Raw genomic sequence first — 18,462 nt, 5'->3', positions numbered from 1 at the left:
GCCCCCAAGGCCCGCCCGGCGTTTCCCGTTTGGCGCGGAAACGGTCAGACAGGCCTCAGACGTCCCGCAGGGCGGCTGATTGCGCGCACAGGTCCGCGCGGTTCGCCGCCCCCGTCTTCGTGACCAGACTGGCGATGTGCTTCTCCGCCGTGCGCGGTGAGATGAACAGCCGGTCGGCGATGTCCTTGTTGCTCAGCCGCTCCGCCAGAAGCCGGAACACCTCGAACTCCCGCACCGTGACGCCTTGGGCGCGCAGCCGGTCGGGGATGCCGCTGGTGCCGGTGCGGTGCTGGTGCACGGAGGCGCCGAGCCGGCGCAGCCCCGCCCGGCAGGCGCCCGCGACAGCCTGGACGTCCCGCTCGTGGAAGTAGTGCTCCGCCCGCCGCAGCCAGCCCACCGGATCGCCCCAGCCGTCCTGGTGCGCCGCGTCCGCGATGAGCCGCAGCCCGAGATGCCGGGCCAGCGGGTACGGCTCGGCCACCGCCAGCGCGGCCTCCACCGTGGCCGCCGCCCGCTCACCCGCGCCCTCGCGGCCCAGCAGCACGGCGTCGCTCAGCAGCACGAACTGACGGTTCCAGCGCATCCGGGCGACGGCGGTGGCGGTGATCTCCTCGTGCCGGGCCCGGTCCGCGTCCCCGGCGAGCACGTCCAGCAGCAGGACCAGGCCGTGGGTGCCGCCGAGATGGTAGGTCGAGGGGTTGCCCGCCTCCAGCGCCAGCACCTGCCGCAGTTCCTCCCGGGCGAGGCCGCGGTTCTCCTCCAGCAGAGCGCAGAACGCCCGGGCCAGACCGCGGCCCAGCGCCTCCTCCTGCGAACCGGCGCCGTCCCACTCGTCGAAAGCCGCCAGCGACCGCTCCATCGCCCCCCGGTCGGCGTGGTGGGCCGCCAGGACGGCCTGGGCCATCAGGACGTACCGCACGACGGGCGCGAGACGCAGCCTGCGCACGACGGCCATGCACTCGACGGCCGCCGACCGGGCGGTGTCGTAGTGGCCGCGCAGCACGGCGTCCAGCACGAGGATGCCGTCCACGGTGTGGACGATGTTCACGGAGCCGAGCCGCAGTGCCTCCTCGCGGACCGCCAGCAGGCCCGTGGTGCCGCCGTCGGCCAGCCAGGCGTTGCCGCCGAGCCGGGTGGCCGCGTACATGCGCTGGAGAGGGAGACGGTGGTGCTCCGCCGTGGCCAGTGCCTGCCCGAGCATCGCCGCCGACTCCTCGGGGTCCCGCTCGCGGGCCACCGTCGCGAGCAGTTCCAGGGCCTGGCAGGCGACGACGGGCAGACCCTGCCGTTCGGCGGTGTCGGCGGCGGACCGGGCCAGTTTCTCCGCGTGCTGGGTGCGGTCGGGCCCCGGCGTGTCGAGGGCCAGGTAGGCGGCCGTGACGTCGACGGCCGCGGCGACCGACTCGTCCGGTGCCGCGGCCAGCACCTCACGGGCCCGGGCTATCTGCCGGTTGCCGTCGCTCCACCGGCCCGCCGTGTGGGCGACCTTGGCCAGCCGGGTGTGCAGCGTGGCCAGACGGGCGGGGCTCAGCCCCGAGCCGCCCAGCGCGTGCAGGTCCTCGGCGAGGTCGAGGGCGCGGGTGAAGTCGCCGGCCTCCGCGAGGGCCGGCAGCAGGTTCTCCAGCACCATGGCCCGCGACTGTGGATCGCCCGCGTCGGCCAGCAGGGCCTCGGACCGGCTCAGCAGGGTGACGGCGGAGCCGAGCGCCCCGGCCGCCAGCGCCCGCCCGCCCGCGTTCGCGAACAGCAGGCCGGCCTCCACCTTGTCGCCCGCCGTGCTGCGCAGCCCGGCCGCGAGCGCGCACCAGTCACCGGCCAGGTCCGGATGCAGTTCCTCGACCGCCTCCGCGCCCCGCCGGGCCAACTCCGCGCGCAGGCCCGGGGTCATCTGCGTGAACAGGGCCTCCACGGTGAGCGAGTGGCGGAAGGAGTACCAGTCCGGCGCGGGTTCGTCGGGAACCACCAGCCGCGCGGCCACCCCGGCGTGCAGATGGCTGAGCAAGGCCCGGTCGTCGACGCCGGTCATGCGCTGCAGAACCGTGAGCGGGAAGCGCCGGCCGAGCACGGCGGCGGCCGACAGCAGGGTCAGGCCCTGTGCGCCGAGTCGGTCGATGCGCCGCACGATGCCGCGCGCCAGCGACGAGGAGACGTCGCTGCGGAGGTTGTCGACGGCCCGCCAGCCCTCCGGACCCCGGACCAGGGCGCCGGCTCCGATCATCGACTGGAGCAGTTCCTCGACCAGGTACGGGCTCCCCGAACTGTCCTCCCACAGTCGCTCCAGCACCGCCGCCGGCACCTGCTCCGGACCGTCGGCTCCCAGTTGCGCCGCGATCATCTCGTGCGTTTGGGGCCGGGTCAGCGGCGGCAGTTCCACCAGGGTGGCCGCGCCGCGCCGGCGGGCGGACTGCGCGAGGTCGAGGGCGTCGCTGAAGTCCGTCCGGACCGTGGCGAGCAGCAGGACGGGCGAGTACTCCAGGTTGTCCACCAGGTATTCGAGGACGCCGAGCGTTTCCGGGTCCGCGTCGTGCAGGTCCTCCAGTAGCAGCAACAGGCCCTGCCCGCGCCCGGCGGCGATGAGCAGGCGCAGGACCGCCTCGCCCAGGATCACCATGGAACTGCTGTCCCGTTCGCCGGTGTCCCAGTCCGGGATCAGCCGCCCGAGAACCGGCCGGTAAGGACCGAGGGCCAGGTCGTCGACGGGTTCGCCCCCGCGGAAGAGCGGCATCAGGGCTTCGGTGAGCGGTCGGAACGGCACGGCCGGTCCCGTGGTGCTGCTGCGGCCCCGCAGCACCCGCATCCCGGCGCCCAGACCTCCGCCGACGGCCTCCGCGGCGATCCGCGACTTGCCGACACCGGCCTCTCCGACGAGGAACACGACACCGCCGCGACTCTGGCACGTGTCGGCCAGGGCACGTTGTAACAGGACCAGTTGGGAGTCCCGTCCGACCAGAGAAGGCGCATGGGAACGCATGAGCGCAGATAGTAATCGGACATCGGCTACCGCGGCAGGTCGCGCAGCCGGGGACTGGTCCCACCACCCCCGCGGCGCGCCGGGCGCCCGCCCTCGCCACCACGTCCACGGAACGGTCCCGGTGCCACCGCGGCGCGGGGGCGAGGTGGCGAGTGCGCTGACGACGCCGCAGGTGAGAACCACGGCGGCGGGACGCGGCCGAGAGCGCGAGCCCGGTCGCGGCCCGCGGGCGCGGTGCCCCGGAGCGGGGAGGTGAGCGGTCAGAAACCGGGCCCTTCCAGGAGCAGCAGCGACGGCACGGTCTCGGGACGGGCGAGACGGAGGAGCCCGTAGCCGATGCCGGACAGGCCCGTCAACAGCCCGGGGGAGGGGACCTGGTCGGGAGTGGCGCAACGATGGCTCTGCGCCTCGACCAGCGCGAGCACCTGTCCGGAACACCGGGGCAGCGCCCCGGCGGCCACCGTGTCACCCCGCCCGGCGAGCGTGGTCAGCGCCTCCAGCGTGCCCAGCGCGCCCTGCCCGAGACTCAGACCGGGACCCACCTCGGCGTCCGCCAGGAACGGTGTCAGCGCGCCGACGGCGCTCAGCGGCGCGGCGGCGGCCACACCGGCGAGCCCGGAGACCCAGGAGAGGTCCGCGGGCGCGGTCCGTACCGTGCGGCCCGCGGCACGCAGCAGCGCGTCGGCGGCGCCGGCGTGCGCGGCGGCCCGCTCCGGGCGACAGCCGGCGTAGCGCCGCAGGGCCCAGCCGATCCCGGCCGCGCCGTCCGCGAACCCGGGCTCGCCACCGACGCCCGAGGCGTCCGCGGACGGGCCCGGCCGGTCCGGTCCGCGCACCGCGGCCAGCAGCAGGTCCGCCACCGCGTCGGCCAGCCGCAGGGCCTCGGGCATCCCGGTCGCCTCGTGCGCGGCGACGGCGGCGGTCAGCGCCCCGGCCGCGCCACCGGCCAGCCCCGGATCGGAACAGGCGGCCACGGCGTGCCCGAGCGCGGTGAGCGCCTCAGGCAGACAGCCCGTCAGGTCCTCGTCCAGCAGCACGGACAGCCTCACCAGCGCGTGGACGACACCGGCGAGCCCGGTGTAGGCGCCGGGTCCGGCCGCCGCGCTCAGTTCCGGATCGTCGGCCAGCGCCTTCATCAGGGCGGGCAGTGGCCGGACCGCCTCCCGGGCCAGCGCGGCATACCGGCCGGCCCCGGTCAGCGCGTCCGCCTGCGCCAGGAACAGCGCCACCCCGCAGTACCCCTGCCCCAGACCGGCACCCATCGGCAGCACGGCCCAGTGCGGTCCCGACACCTGCTCCAGACCCAGCCAGTTGGTCCGGCCGCCGCCGCGCACCGCGCGGGCGGCGATCTCGTCGGCGATGCCGCACGCGGCGGCCAGCAGCCGCGAGGCGTCCGGCACGACCGCCGGGAGCGGGGCGAGGGCGAGTTCGGAGCGCCGCGCCAGGGGTGAACCGCTGCCGCGCGCCGCGAGCGTCGCCGAGATGATCCACTCCTGGTCGTGGCAGTCGACCTCGTCCATCCGGGCCAGCTTCGCGCCGACCGCGGTCAGGGCGGCCACCGGCAGCACGTCCGGCAACCAGGTGCCATCGGCCGTCCGGACCCCTGTACCGGACGGCCGATGGACGAACAGGGGGACGTCACCGCGCCACAGCTCCGCGGTCTCGTGCTCGATCAGGCGCCGACGGGCCTCGTCGTGCTCGGACTCGGTCCACAGCACCGCGAACACGCCCTCCCGAGCCAGGGCGTCGGCGAGCAGCGAAGGGTGGGCGGACTCCTCCAGCAGCGTGGCGTACAGACGGGTGGAGCGCACGATGAGGCGCGCGGGGCTGTCCGCGTACCGCGCCAGCGGCCCATCCGGGGCGAGCAGTTCACGACCGTGCGCGGCCAGCGCCGCGTAGCCGGTGCGGAACCCCTCCAGCAGGGCCGCCCGGTGGTCCGCCCCGTCCAGGGGCACCCCCGTGGGCAGCGGCTGGTTCTGCGCGGCCGGGCTGAGCACCGCCCCCCGTACCGCCCGCATCGTGTCCTCGCCGCTGTCCTCCCAGTGCAGCCCCTCGCTCGGGAAGGTGCCCTCGGCGTTCCGGCCCAGCGCGGAGATGTCCAGCGCGCCGTGCTCGCCGATCAGCAGGTGGGGCAGCAGACAGGTGCGGTGCACGGAGGAATGCAGGGCGTCCGCGGCAGGGTCGGCGCCGGCCGTCATGGCCTGCGGAAGGCCGGTGTGCAGCAGGGTCTCCGCGTCGACCAGGACCGGCTGGTCGCCACAGGCGATGACGTTCTCGTAGTGCATGTCGGCGCCGTCCACCGCGTACAACAGGGCCAGCAGCGCGCCTTGGCGACGGTAGAAGGCATCGGTCTCGGTGCCCGACCGGCACCAGCGGTGCTCCACGAACTCCAGCCAGCCGTAGCCGGGCCGGCGCACACTGCGCGGCGTGCGCAGAGCGAGCCCGGGCACCTTGGCGCCGAGCCAGGCCGCCAGGTCGTCCAGCAGGCCGTGCTGATCGAGCGGCCGGGGCTTGTACACGAGCCGGGCGCCGCCGGCGAAGCGCAGGACGGCGACCGCCCGGTTGCCCTGGTGGGCGTCGCCCAGCCCCAGGTCCACCCCGGTCAGCGCACCGGGCCCGCGCCCGTCGAGGAGTTCGCCGACCAGGTCCTCCCGGTCGGCCTGGAACCGCGTCACCAGCTCCACCGCGGCGTCCGCCGCGTCGAGCGCGGTCTGCGCGAGCATCCGGGCCAGCACCGGGTAGGACGCGAACAGTTCGGACAGGCCCCGCCGACTGCCGGTGGCGGTGACGAACGAGGCGAACCGTGCCCGCGGGTCCGCGCCGGCGAGCCGCCGGGCTCGTCGGGCCTGGGACAGCTCGTGGACCAGGGTCCTGGCCGCCTGCCGGGTCAGCTGCTCGGTCAACCGCCGCTCGAACGCCTCCCGCCACACGACCTGTTCGGCCGCGGACACGTCCGCCGTGCGGCGGGCCAGCAGGTCCGCGGCCGGGGTGACGAGCGGCCGCACGACGGCGGCGAAGACCCCGGGACCCGTGCCGTCCGCGGTCGGCACGTCGACGCTCTCGGGGGCGGCGGCCAGTGCCGCCTCGGCGTAACCGGCCCAGTGGGGCTTGGCCGCGCGGAGGGCGAGGCACTCGGCGGTCTCCGCGGCGAGGGCCGCCGCGGTGGCCCCGTCCACCCCGAGGTGGGCCAGTCGCAGGGCGAAGCCCTCGCCGTCCCCGAGGTTCCACGGGGCCCGCCCGGCGGCGGCGCCGGCGGGCACGGCCGGGAGGCCGGGTGCGGCGAGCCGTTCCGCGAGGGTCAGCGCCGGGGCCCACCAGGCGTGGGGCGGGCCGGCGCTGAGCGGGGTCGGAAGGCTGGCGGTCCGGGGAGCCGGGAGGTCGGCGGTGTCAGTCACGAGGAAGAAGCTGCCAGACCTCCGCGACCCCCACATGGGGAAGTGACCCCCATATTCCTGGGCGCCCCGTGTTCCCGCGCGTGCCGCACCGGCCGGGAGCGGTCACCGCGTGGACGTCCCGGGACGACGGAACGGCTGCTCAGAACCGGGGCGCGGGCAGCAGCCGCGGTTCGATCCGCTCCTCCACCGTCTCGGTGCCCGCGCGGCCGACCACGTAGGCACCCCTGCCCGGCAGTTCCGTCACGGCCTCGACCAGCTCGGTGCCCCGGTAGACCAGACCCACCCCGTCGTCGGTGCAGTGGGCCGTCCGGAAGGCGCCCTCGGCGACCAGCCGGTGGATCAGCGGACGCCGGCCCGCGTCGGAGTCGTAGTGCACGCCGTTGCCGTACGGCAGCAGGCCCAGCCCGTCGGTGACCGGGCGCAACCCGGGGCCGAAGGAGTCCGTCGCGCCGCCCTCGAACCAGCAGATGGAACCCGCGCTGACACCGGCGAGCACCACACCCGCCCGCCACGCCCGCCGCATGATCACGTCCAGGCCGTGCACCCGCCACACGGCGAGCAGGTTGGCCACCGAACCGCCCATCACCCAGACCACGTCGTGCGCGAGGACGGTGCCCTCGACGTCCTCGACGTTCGGCATGGGGAACAGTTGCAGGGGAGTGAGGTCGTACCCCGCCACCCGGGCCGCCTCCGCCACCCGCGCCGTCACGTGCTCGGCGTCACCGGTCGCCGTGCCGACGTACAGGATGCGGGGACGCCTGCCGTGCACGCCGGAGAGGTCGACCGCATGATGGACCAGGGCGTCGAAGAGCAGCCGGGTGCGCGTACCGGCACGGTGCCCTCCGGACGTGGCGAGGATGGTCGGTTCCGCAGCGGTCACACGGGTGATCGTAGCGCCGGGAGCGGCGCCGGTGTCCCGCCCCCGCAAGACGAACGTCCTGCCACGGCGAGCAGGAGCGGCAGGACTTCGGTCACCGTGCCGCCCCCGTCCCGCCCCCCGTCGGCCGGCCGGGTACGGCACGGCTGGCGCTGGGAGCTTCACCCGTTGCGGGCCTGCTGTTCCTTCGGCTGTGGCGAGAACTGGTGGTCCTTGCCGGCCGGCGGGTAGGGCACCCGTCGTAAAGGGTCAGCAAAGTACCCTCGTCAGCAGGCTGCACCTGTCATCCGGGGATTGCTTTTCAGCCGTTTGCTCCAGGCGCGCCGTTGCGCGACCTTGGAGGGCCGTCCGGCCCCTATGCTTCTACAGGGGTGTAGAAAAAGCGAGAGGCGGAGCCGGACATCCCCGGCCGCCTCCCAGGACATCCCGCCGGGAAGGGAGGGCGCCTCGATGAGGTGCGCGAGGCCGCACGCGGCCGGTGACGGGTCGACGCGCCTGCGGCCGGCACCGTTCCATCAGGTGTGTGCCGCCGCGCCTGCCCGGCCCCGCAAGTGACACGCACGTAAAGGAGTGAACGCCCCGATGGTGTTCAAACGGCTGCTCGGCTCGCTCGGCGTGGGCGGGCCCACGGTTGACACGGTCCTCGACCCCGGCGCCGCCCTTCCCGGTGGCGCCCTGTCGGGGCAGGTCCACCTCAAGGGCGGCAACGCCGACTTCGACATCGACCACATCACCCTCGAACTCGTTGCCCGCGTCGAAGCGGAGCACGAGCACGGGGAGAGCGAAGGCGCCGTCGTCTTCGATAGGTTCACCGTCGGTGGCGGCTTCCGCCTGGGCGAGGGCGAGCACCGCAGCGTCCCGTTCCGCGTCAGCCTGCCGTGGGAGACCCCGGTCACCGAACTGCACGGGCAGCCGCTGGGCATCGTCCTCGGCGTGCGCACCGAGCTGGCGGTCTCCGGGGCGAAGGACAAGGGTGACCTGGACCAGCTCGCGGTTCGCCCGCTGCCCGCCCAGGAGGCGGTCCTGGAGGCTCTGGGGCAGCTGGGATTCGGGTTCAAGTCCGCCGACCTGGAACTCGGCCGCATCGGCGGCACCGGCCAGCAACTGCCCTTCTACCAGGAGATCGAACTCACCCCCGCCCCTCAGTACGCGCACCAGCTCAACGAGCTGGAGGTCACCTTCCTCGCCGGCCCCGGCGGCCTGGAGGTGGTGCTGGAGGCCGACAAGCGCGGCGGCCTGTTCACCGCCGGCCACGACGCGCTCACCCGCTTCACCGTCTCCCACGATGCGGCCCAGGACTGGAACACGCTGGTCGACGGCTGGATCCGGCAGCTTGTGGAACACCGCGCCCCCTACGGCGCCCCCACCTCCTACGGGTACGGGGATCCGTACGCGGGCCACGGACACGGCGGACACTACGGCCACGACGACCATCACGGCACACACCACCGCTCCGGGCCGGGCATGGGCACCGCCATCGCCGCAGGCGCCGCGGGCCTGGCGGTCGGTGTCGTCGGCGGTCTGGTCGCGGCCGAAGTCGTCGACGAGGTAGGCGACTTCTTCGAAGACGAAGGCGAGGAGGAAGACTGAAGGGGCATGGCCAACCCCTGGTGACTTCTGCACGATCGTAGATAAGGGGGAGGTCGGGCGACGCACGCGGTCCGGGACGGACGGCACCATCGACCCGTCCGAGCGGCAGCGCGTCGCCCAGCTCATCGCCGCCAACGAGGTGCTCCGGAACTTCCCCGCCGACGACCTGCGTTCGAGGGCAACCCTTGCCAAGCTCACCGCCGACGAGCACTGGCGCCGCAGGGCACCGCTGCGGGCGGCCCGCCAGGCTGTCGACGCCGAGCTCGCCGCCCGGATACGGGTGATTCTCCGGGCCTCGGACGGCACCTGTGGGGTCCCCAGGATCACCGCCGAACTCCGCGAGGACGGCGAGGTGGTGAACGACAAGCAGATCGCCCGGGTCATGCAGGCATCGGGCCGGCCAGTCCCCGCCTGCGCGGGTGGCATCGCACGACCATTCCGGACCCCGCCGCGGTGAAGGTGCCGGACCTGAACAGCCGCACCTCCACCGCGGACGAGGCGAACCGGACGTACGTCGGCGACGTCACTGATCTGCCGCTGGTCGACGGGACGTTCCGCTGCTTTGCGACCGTGATCGATCTCTGCTCACGGCGCCTGGCCGGGTGGGCGATCGCCGAACACCAGCGCGCCGATCTCGTCGTCGACGCCCTGAAGGCAGCTGAACGGACCCGCGGCAGCCTCGCCGGCACCGTGATGCACACCGATCCGGGGGCGCAGTACCGCAGCGACAGCAGCAAGCGGCTGCCCGGGCCTCAGTCGGTCCATAGCCCTCAGTGCTGCCATGGGGTGCGCACCACGGCGCTCAGATTCGCGTTCCGGCGCAGCGATAACGGGGTTCAGCAAAGCGAACCCCCTCGCTGTCGCGGACTCATCGCGTCTTTCACGACGCGCGAGGAATCCAGTGTGCGATCCTCCCCGGCCGCCACTGGGCATGCCAGGGCCTGTAAGTTTCGGTCCCTATTTCATGAATTGGCCCTTGCGGCATTTCGACAGGATTTCGCTATCGAGAACCTGATCTGCGGGTGCGTCCTTTGGACGGGGCGCGGTCAGCGCTGAGCTGGGAGGAGCGGCGCGACTCTTCCCTGCGTCGTGACCTGTGCACATGCGGCTCACCCGACCGAGAAGGGCCTGTTCCACTTTCAACAGGTGCCCAATCGTGTTGATCATCACGGTGTGCGGAGTGATCAATTCCACTATCTTTCCCAGCGTGACTACCACCCAAATAGTTCATGAACAGTACATATCCGCAGAACTCGCTCGTATTCTGTTAGGGCCCCGCGCAGAGCAGATCCACGAGCCCTGGAGACGCCTGTTCAGCGGACATCGTTTCGCCTTCCAGGAAGGCCTCAGTCCACAGGACCGCACGGCGCTGTCGTACGAGCGGCTCAGGATCATCGCCGAAGCCGTGCCGGACCCCGTCGGTCTTGCTTCGGATATCGAGCTGCTCGCGGCGATGCACGAGTGGGCCGGGGTGGTGGACGCAGGCATGGCGACGATCGCGAGCATCCACTGGAATCTGCACATCGGCAGCCTGCTGGACCATGACCACGGCGGACGGGACCTGTCCGTCTACAGCAGCACCGAGCGCATCGGTACGTTCCTGTGCACCGAGTTGGACCATGGCAACGACGCCGCAGCCTTGGAGACGACAGCACGGTTCGACTTCGCGACGGGCGGCTTCATCCTTGACACGCCAACTCCCGGCTCCTGCAAGTGGATGCCCAACACCAGCGGCACCGGCGGAGCCAAGAACGCCCTGGTCGCGGCCCGCTTGGTGGTCGGGGACGTCGATCACGGAGTGTTCCTGTTCCTCACACCGCTCACCGACAGCGAGGGGCGGCACTACCCAGGCGTGGAGGTACGCCCCCTTCCCCAGACGGCCAGCGCACCGGTCGACCACTGCGCCACCTACTTCCACGGCGTGCGGCTTCCCTACGAGGCCATGCTCCAGGGCGAGCAGGGGCGGCTGTCGCCTGACGGCACCTTCACCAGCGCCCTGGGGAATCCCCGGAAACGTTTCCTCAGATCGGTCCGCCGTGTACACGCAGGCAAGTTGTGCATGAGCGCCTACAGCCTCGGAGTGACGCGACACGCCTTGGCAGTCGCCATGCGGCACTCTCACCGCCGCCTCACGTCCGGGATGACGACGGGCCGCAAGGTCTCCCTCATCGAGCACCGCAGCCATCACGCGCCTCTGCTGTCCGCGGTGGCCACGACCTACGCCGCGACGTTACTGCACCGCCACGTGGTGCAGAGGTGGACGAGCGGCACGGACGCAGATCAGGACGAAGTCGAGCGTTTGGCGGCCGTGGCCAAGGCCTGGATCACCTGGCAGGCCCGGGCGGTCATGACCGAGTGCCGGGAGCGTTGCGGAGCACAAGGCCTGCTGCTGTCGAACGGGATCGCCTACCAGTTGGCTGCGAATGAAGGGACCGTCACCGCCGAGGGCGACAACCAGGTCATCTGGGTCAAAGCCGCAGGCGAGATGCTCATGGGCGGCTTCACCCCGATGCCGCCGTCAGAGGTGTCTCCGGTCGACCGCTCACTCCACGACGCGGAGTATCTGATGGAACTGCTGGCCGATGTCGAGCGCATCTGGCACGGCCGAGCACGGAGCCGACTGCGTACGGGACGCCGCGGTGATCCCCTGGCGCGGTGGAACGGAACCGTGCGACCGGCTTTGCAGCTCGTCGAAGCCCACGTACACCGGCTCGCGGCCGAGGCACTGCTGCGCGAAGGTGGCGAGACGGCGGATCCGCAAGCTCGGGCACTCCTCGGACAGCTGCACCGCCTGTTCGCGCTACGGCAGGTGAGGGCACACGCCGGGGACTTGCTGGCCGACGGGCGTCTCACCCCCGAGCACGTGCGGCAGTTGCCCGACGTAGAAGAGGCGCTGATCGAGATGCTCGTGCCTTACTCCCTGCAACTGACCGAAGGATTCGCCGCCTTGGACAGCGTGGTGGAAGGACATCCGATGTTGCAGGGCCGCACCGCAGAGGCCGAAATGACGCCCGCGTAGCTGGCCCGGGCTCGCACTCGTCGCGACCAATTCGCCGTGAAGCCTTCGAGCGTGCCGGGCCGGTACTGAAGGCGCTTGAGCCGGTTGCGTACGAGTGCTTCGAGCCTGTCCAGGGCGACGACGACGAGGTTGGCCGGCCTGCGCCGTCGATCAGTGAGGCTCCAGCCCTCGGCGGCGGCGCGCACGCCCTCCGCCTCCTCGTAGGAGGAGGCGGCGCCGGCCTGAACAGCGCCGACGCCGAGGGATACGGGAAGACCTCGGGCACCCTGCACGGCGCTGCCACCGGCCCGGCCGGCGCCGACTGGGTGCGCCGCACGTTCCCGTAGGGGCCGAACAGTACGCTGACGGACTTCCCTCCGTGCAGCGAAGGACAACTGCCTCGGGTAGCCGTCGTTACCCTGGCGATTGCGGCAGGAAACGACGTTGCGGATCGAGCGGAGGTCTTCGTGAAGTCCCGGAGGAAAAACCCCTTTGGGACATGTGGACGTGGCGGGCCGACGCCGCGTGTCTGCACGCCGACGGCGGGAAAAGGCAGCACGTGCGATCCGCGAGCCCTGTCCGGTCAGTTCTGCTTGTGATCTCTTAGCCAAGGCTTCTTGCCAGGCCTACGGCGTCTGACGTGGTCGCACCGAGGCGGAGCGGCGGGAGAGGGCTTCAGGGAAGCGGTACGGGGTGTCCCGCGCTTGGTCCAGGTGAGGGCAGCAAGGAAGGCGCTCGACCGCCGTCACGCGTCATCGGCGAGCCAGGCCCCCGGCTCGTCCGCCATGAAGAAGGTTCCATGTCCCAGTCGCTCGATCTCCCCACATCCGATCCCCGCGGGTCAGACCGTGCTGCACCCGCGCACGGCGTGCCGGGCCGGCTGGTCGCTTTGTGGGCCGTCGCCTCAGGCATGACGGTCGGCGACCTGTACTACGCGCAGCCCCTGTTGTCGTCCCCGCGGGACGTCTTCCATATCAGCACGGTCGCCGCGGGCACACTGATCACGCTGACCCAGGCCGGTTGTGCGATCGGCGTGCTCTTCCTGATGCCGCTCGGCGACCGGCTGGAGAAGCGCGGCCTGATCACCCTCCTGCTGACGGTCACCACCCTCGCCCAGGTGGCGGCCGGCCTCGAGACCGGGTTCCCGATGCTGCCGGCCGCCTCCCTGATCAGCGGTGCCACGTTCGTGGTCGCCCAGATCCTGGTCCCGTTCGCCGCGAGTCTCGCCCCGGACCGCGCCCGCGGACGGATCGTGGGCCGGGTGATGAGCGGCCTGCTCACCGGCATCCTGCTGTCCCGCATGCTCAGCAGCCTGGTCTCCAACGTCGCCGGATGGCGCGTCGTCTCCCTTGGCTCCGCGGCCCTGACGGCCCTGCCGGCCGTGGCCCTGCGGGCCGCGCTGCCCAGGCACGCCCCGATCACGGCCGTCCCCTACGTCCTGACCGGCCCAGGCTTCCGCCACACCCCCGTCGGCGTCGGCCTCTTCGCCGTCGTCGGAGCCGCCGGTGCCGCCAACGTTCCGCTCGCCGGGGACTGGGCCGACCGCGAGCTCGCCGGTCCCATGACCGGCCTCGCGTTCGCCGTCGCCGCCGCGGCCATCGCCGTCACCGCCTTCGCGGGCTTCGGACAGCGCGGCATCGTGTGGCACAGCATCGTGTTACTCGCCCCGGCCGCGATCGTCATCGGCATGGTCGTGCAGACCACCCTGATGCTCGGCCGGCACACCATCTACCGGCTCGATGCCACTGCCCGGGCTGGCCTCAACTCTGCCTTCATCGCCACCGTCTTCCTCGGCGCCACCGTCTTCCTCGGCGCCACCCTCTTCCTCGCCGCCACCCTCGTCCTCGGCGGCGCCCTCGGCCCCCAACTCGGCTCGATCGCTCACCGCGCCGGCGGCTGGAGCGCGGTGAGCATCCCCGGCGCGGCTCTGCCGCTGCTGCACTGGCGCACCGAACACCGGGCCGCGCGGCGGAAGACCGCCCCTGTGTTCGGCTGAACCACAGAACCGTGAGGAAGCGGAGGAAGCGGATCACTCCGGACCCGCTGCGCACTCCGCAGGGACGGACCGCACCCCGTCGTCCGGCTCTCTGCTCGCCGACGGATCCGTGCGCCCACGGACACAGACCACGCTGTGCAAGGCGAACGGGCTTGTTGACTCGACTCCGCCATGCCTCCGGACTCATCCCCAGCACCACCACACAGTGAACTGAAAGGCGTACACCATGAGCAGTGCGACCCAGCAAGGGCGCATAGGCACCGCTGTCGAATCGAACGGCGTCAATCCCGTGCCCGATGCCGAACGGCGCGGGAGACCGAGCGGCTTGTTCGCCGTCTGGTTCGCCTGGAACATCTCGATCCTCGGCATCAGCTACGGCATCTTCGTCTTCAGCCTCGGCCTGAACGTCTGGCAGACGATCATCGCTGGGACCATCGGCTACCTGGCCTCGTCCGCACTCGTCGGCATCCTCGCCGTGGGCGGGCCCCGCACAGGACTGCCGACCCTCACCCAGACGCGCTTCGCGTTCGGCATCAAGGGCAACAGGATCCCCGCGTTCTTCGCGTACCTCTCCAACATGGGCTGGAAGGTGACGATCATCACCCTGGCCTCCACCACCGGCGCGAAGCTGTTCGCCGAGCTGTGGCCGTCGGCGTTCGCCGACACGGACGGGTCCAGCGCGACGTTCACCATCGTGCTGTGGTTCGTCCTCGTGCTCGCCGTGACGATGACGGTGTCCGTCCTCGGCCACGAGCTCATCATGAAGCTCGAAGTCTGGATCTCATGGGTGACCGGCATCATGACGGTCGCGTTCCTGGGCTTCGTGGTGCCTCAGATCCGGTGGACTCACCTCGGAGACACCCCCGCGGGCGGACCGCTCGTGTTCGTCGGCGGCATCGTGATGGCGATGACCCTGGTCGGCCTCGGCTTCCTCAACTACGGCGGTGACTTCGCCCGTTACCTTCCGCGGAACACCCCGGCGCGCGGTGTGATCGGCTGGACGACCGCCGGACTCAGCCTGCCCGTCGTCACCCTCCTCGTCATCGGGGCGCTCCTCGTCGGCGGGGACCCGAAGCTCGGCGCCGCCACCGCGTCCGACCCGATCGGCGCGCTCACCGCGCTTCTGCCGATGTGGTTCTTCGTCCCGTTCTCCATCGTGATCGTCATCTCGCTCGTCTCGGCTGCGATCACCGGCATGTACAGCTCCGGACTGGCGCTCATGGCGGTCGGTGTGCCGCTGCGCCGCTCCGTGACGACGATGATCAACGCGATCATCATCGCGGCAGGCGCCTTCTACCTGCTGTTCATCTCCACGTCGTTCCTTGCGACGTTCCAGTCGTTCCTGTCGCTCATCGCCGTGATGATGGGCACGATGGGCGGCATCCAGCTCGTCGACTTCATCCGGCAGCGCCGCGCGGGCTGGAACACCGACATGGCGAACCCGCGCGGCCATGGCGGACGTGACGGGCGCTGGACCGCGATAGTGAGCCTGATCATCGGAACCGTCGTCGGCCTCGGCCTGGTGACGAGCGCCGACCCGAACCTGGGTGACATCACCGGGTTCCTCCTCACCGAGAGCGGCCGAACCGGTGTGTTCGCGTCGAGCGGGCTCGGCATTGTCATCGCCATGGTGCTCGGTGCCGCGCTCTACGGGATCCTCACCTTCGGACTCCGGCTGGACCCGCGACCCGACTACTCGCTCGTGGCCGCAGGAGACGCCGCTCGCGGGGAGGGCCGGCCCCAGTCGCCGGCTCCCGACGCGGCGGACAGCCCTGCGGCCGACTCCACCGAACACTGACCGCTGACCGTACTGACGGCGGCGCGGCCCGTGCGGGCCTCGCCGCCCTGTCGAGGAGCTGACACCCTTGTCCGCACGAGAGACCGCGCTCCAGCGATTCCGGAACCCGGACCCGTGGCACGCGCCCGCCGCCTACTGGTTCTGGCATCGGCTGCCCGACCCGGACACCATCCGCGCCCAGGTGCGGCAGATGCACGACGCCGGGATCCGGAGCTTCCAGGTGCAGGCACGCCTGTCCTACCCGATCGAGGGTTACCTGGACGACGACTACCTCGCCGCGTGCCGCGTCGCCATCGAGACAGCCGCCGGGCTCGGAATGATCGTCGGCATCTATGACGACTACAACTGGCAGACCGGTCACGCCGCGGGCCGAGCCGTGGCCGGACACGACGAGCTGCGCGAACGGCATCTCTTCTGGGTGCGGATTCCCACAGGTGAGAGCGGGGGCACGCTCAGCGGGATCCGGTCGGCGACAGAGAACCTCGGCCCGACCGCGATGAACTGGCACTACGAGGGCGGCCTCGTTGCCTGGGCCGACTGGCGGGTGGAGTACGCGCTCGTCATCCGAAAGGCGCGGGGCACGGTCGTCGAGCGACCCGATCTCGTCGACCGAGTGGACGGCGGGGCCGACGGATGCCGGGTCCGCCTTGTCGAGCCCGTACCCGACGACGCGGAGACGATCGTGTTCGTCTCCGCCCGTTGCGCGACCTCCCGGCTCGTGAACCCCGTCGATCCGGTCGCGGTGGATCGTTTCGTCGAGGCCGGCTACCAGCCCTTCGCCGAAGCGGTCGGCGACTTCTTCGGCGGCACGGTCGCGTACATGTTCTTCGACCAGCCCCACGCCGTGTACTACGACTGGGCGGAGCGCACAGGAGACCTGCGTTCGGCGATGCCCTTCCACGAGGGCTTGGCTGTCTCGATCCGGGAACGCTGGGGCGAGCGGACCCCCCAGGTGCTCGCCTCCGTGCTTGACGGGGACGACCCGGAGAGGCTGAGCCTCCGGGCCCAGTTCTACGAGCACTTCAGCGGCTACGCGATGCGGACGTTCCTCGGTCGGCTGCGGGCCTGGAGCCACGCCCACGGCCTGCGCCAGTCCGGCCATGAAGTCCTCGGGCACGTCGGTGGCTGGACGCTCGACACCGCGTTCGCCGACTGGGATCTGCGGGTCAACTTCGGCCTCGACCACTTCGGCGTGGACGGCTACCGCGACCTCACCGCGGTGGATGCCCAGGACGCCCTGGTACAGCTCAGTCCTGTCTTCGGCGATTCGGTCGCCCGCCACCACGGCCGCAGCGGGACGATGGTCGAGCAGTACTTCCTCACCCCGCCCGAGGGCGGGACTCCGTGGTCCGGCCACTGGGGACTCAGCCTGCAAGAGCTGCGCACAACGGCGATCAACCACCATCTCCAGGGCATGCGGCAGATGATCTTCCACGGCTTCTACCAGACCCATGGCCACGGCGACGATCACGAGTCGCTGCGCAACCCGCGCTTCGACTTTCCCCCGGGCATCAATTTCGAGCCCTGGTTCGCCGATCACCACCCGCGCTTCGCGCTTGAGAGCGCGCGGCTGAGCGAGTTCCTCGAACCCGTGTCACCGCAGAGCGATGTGGCGGTCCTCTACCCGTTGCGCACCATCTGGACGGCGGGACAACTCGGCGAGCAGGCGTCGGCGCTGGGCATGTGGGCGCGCGCGCTCACCGAGTCCCGGGTGAGCTTCCACCTTGTGGACGAGCGTGATCTTGAGGCTGCCGTCGTCGAGGACGACGCGGTGTGCTTCGAGGACCGCCGGTACCGGGCGCTCGTACTTCCCGCCGTGACGACGCTGCGCTCCGCCGCGTCACTGCGCCGGCTTCGCCGCCTGGCCGAGGCGGGGGTACGGGTGCTCGCGAGCGGCGCGACACCCGCTGTCTACCAGGAGGGCCCGCAGACCGCCGCAGAGGACTGGGCAGCGCTCGCCCGGGCCGTGGAGGTGTTCGACGCGGTCCCCGAGGAGGCGGTCCTGCGCGGGCTCGTCGCGCCGCGCGGGCAGAACGAACCGACGCTGCACGTGCCGGCGGGCTCGGCGGTGCGCTGGCGCGGCGGCCCGGACGGGACCGACGGCTTCCGCTTCGCGTGCTTCGCCGAGACCGAGGGGACAGCGGAGCTCCTGCTGCCGGACGGACCCTGGCAACTCGAAGAGTGGGTGGCCGCCGACGGCACCGTGCGTGCCCTCGACGCGGCCGAGGGCACGGTCGTGCTGAGACTGGAGCGCAACGAGCTGCGCCTGCTGCGCGTACGCAGGGGCGCAGAGCCCGCCTCCGGGCGGGCGGCTGCCACGGAAGGTCGCGAGGCCGCGACCGGTCACCGCACGCCGGAATGGTCGGAACCCGAGGAGCTGGAGTCCGGCTGGGTGCTCGAAATCCCCGAGGACGCGCACGAGGAGGCGGGTACCCGCCGGGACATCGCGGTGACGTGCGGCTGGGAGCAGCAAGGCCTTCCGACGTTCGCGGGCACCGCTGACTACGTACGGCGGATCCAGCTCGACGCACCAGTCCTGCTGGAACTGACGCTCCCGGCCGTCGCCGGAGCTGTGCTCGTGTTCGCGAACGGCCTGCGCGTGGGGGAACGCGCCTGGTCGCCGTACCGCGTCACGATCCCTGCCGACGCCCTACAGCCCGGAGGCAACGAGCTCCGCGTTCAGGTCGCGCCGCCGGCGGCCAACCGCTACTACGCGGGGACCGGGCTTCGCGCCGAACCCGAACCATGCGGGCTGCTCGCGCCGCCGCTGCTGCGCCACGCGTCCGTCCCGGACATCCTGCGCGGTGGCAGTGGGTGTTGAGGTCGACATGCACCGC

General features: G+C 71.8%; 10 protein-coding genes and 2 pseudogenes. 8 read left to right on the top strand and 4 right to left on the bottom strand.

From position 1 onward, the window contains the following. Positions 1 to 55: 55 nt before the first annotated feature. The 3 genes from AQJ11_RS13355 to AQJ11_RS13345 form a co-directional block, all read right to left on the bottom strand. The gene (locus tag AQJ11_RS13355; protein WP_079082302.1) at positions 56 to 2,971 is read right to left on the bottom strand and encodes a helix-turn-helix transcriptional regulator; all 2,916 of its coding nucleotides are present in this window, start codon (positions 2,969 to 2,971) and stop codon (positions 56 to 58) included. A gap of 260 nt (positions 2,972 to 3,231) precedes the next feature. Beyond that, on the bottom strand, positions 3,232 to 6,366 hold the full coding sequence (locus AQJ11_RS13350) for a type 2 lanthipeptide synthetase LanM family protein (RefSeq protein WP_059263170.1): 3,135 nt from the start codon (positions 6,364 to 6,366) through the stop codon (positions 3,232 to 3,234). A gap of 139 nt (positions 6,367 to 6,505) precedes the next feature. Beyond that, positions 6,506 to 7,246, bottom strand: coding sequence for a Type 1 glutamine amidotransferase-like domain-containing protein (locus AQJ11_RS13345; RefSeq protein ID WP_058083644.1), 741 nt, complete (start codon positions 7,244 to 7,246; stop codon positions 6,506 to 6,508). Between the two features lie 579 nt (positions 7,247 to 7,825). Between AQJ11_RS13345 and AQJ11_RS13340 the strand changes: the two genes are divergently transcribed. The 5 genes and pseudogenes from AQJ11_RS13340 to AQJ11_RS13325 all read left to right on the top strand — a co-directional run bounded on the left by AQJ11_RS13340 (position 7,826) and on the right by AQJ11_RS13325 (position 11,852). Further along, positions 7,826 to 8,833, top strand: a complete 1,008-nt coding sequence (locus AQJ11_RS13340; protein ID WP_059263169.1) for a sporulation protein — start codon at positions 7,826 to 7,828, stop codon at positions 8,831 to 8,833. A 70-nt stretch (positions 8,834 to 8,903) separates the two neighbouring features. Beyond that, positions 8,904 to 9,039, top strand: a pseudogene (locus AQJ11_RS48175) (Tellurite resistance TerB); the annotation flags it as partial. 23 nt (positions 9,040 to 9,062) lie between these two features. Next, the gene (locus tag AQJ11_RS52120; protein WP_398781502.1) at positions 9,063 to 9,290 is read left to right on the top strand and encodes an IS3 family transposase; all 228 of its coding nucleotides are present in this window, start codon (positions 9,063 to 9,065) and stop codon (positions 9,288 to 9,290) included. Next, entirely contained in the window at positions 9,287 to 9,889 is a 603-nt protein-coding gene (locus AQJ11_RS13330) for a DDE-type integrase/transposase/recombinase (RefSeq protein ID WP_059263167.1), read from the top strand. The genes AQJ11_RS52120 and AQJ11_RS13330 overlap by 4 nt, the downstream gene beginning before the upstream one ends. A gap of 100 nt (positions 9,890 to 9,989) precedes the next feature. Further along, positions 9,990 to 11,852 (top strand): acyl-CoA dehydrogenase family protein, encoded by a 1,863-nt coding sequence (locus tag AQJ11_RS13325; RefSeq protein WP_279616948.1) that lies wholly within the window; start codon positions 9,990 to 9,992, stop codon positions 11,850 to 11,852. Between the two features lie 32 nt (positions 11,853 to 11,884). Here the strand turns inward: AQJ11_RS13325 and AQJ11_RS50940 are convergent. Continuing rightward, positions 11,885 to 11,998 (bottom strand): annotated as a pseudogene (locus AQJ11_RS50940) (IS630 family transposase); the annotation flags it as partial. Between the two features lie 743 nt (positions 11,999 to 12,741). On the opposite strand from AQJ11_RS50940, the gene AQJ11_RS13320 reads away from it, so the two are divergent. From AQJ11_RS13320 to AQJ11_RS13310, 3 genes are all read left to right on the top strand, one after another. Next, on the top strand, positions 12,742 to 13,827 hold the full coding sequence (locus AQJ11_RS13320; protein ID WP_244218213.1) for an MFS transporter: 1,086 nt from the start codon (positions 12,742 to 12,744) through the stop codon (positions 13,825 to 13,827). Between the two features lie 226 nt (positions 13,828 to 14,053). Continuing rightward, positions 14,054 to 15,625, top strand: coding sequence for a purine-cytosine permease family protein (locus AQJ11_RS13315; protein WP_244218212.1), 1,572 nt, complete (start codon positions 14,054 to 14,056; stop codon positions 15,623 to 15,625). 67 nt (positions 15,626 to 15,692) lie between these two features. Next, the gene (locus AQJ11_RS13310; RefSeq protein WP_059263164.1) at positions 15,693 to 18,446 is read left to right on the top strand and encodes a hypothetical protein; all 2,754 of its coding nucleotides are present in this window, start codon (positions 15,693 to 15,695) and stop codon (positions 18,444 to 18,446) included. Positions 18,447 to 18,462 lie beyond the last annotated feature (16 nt).

The organism is Streptomyces corchorusii, from assembly GCF_001514055.1.
GTDB lineage: Bacteria > Actinomycetota > Actinomycetes > Streptomycetales > Streptomycetaceae > Streptomyces > Streptomyces olivaceoviridis.
Note: the sequence above shows the minus strand (reverse complement) of the source record. Positions and strands in the feature narration are given on the sequence as shown.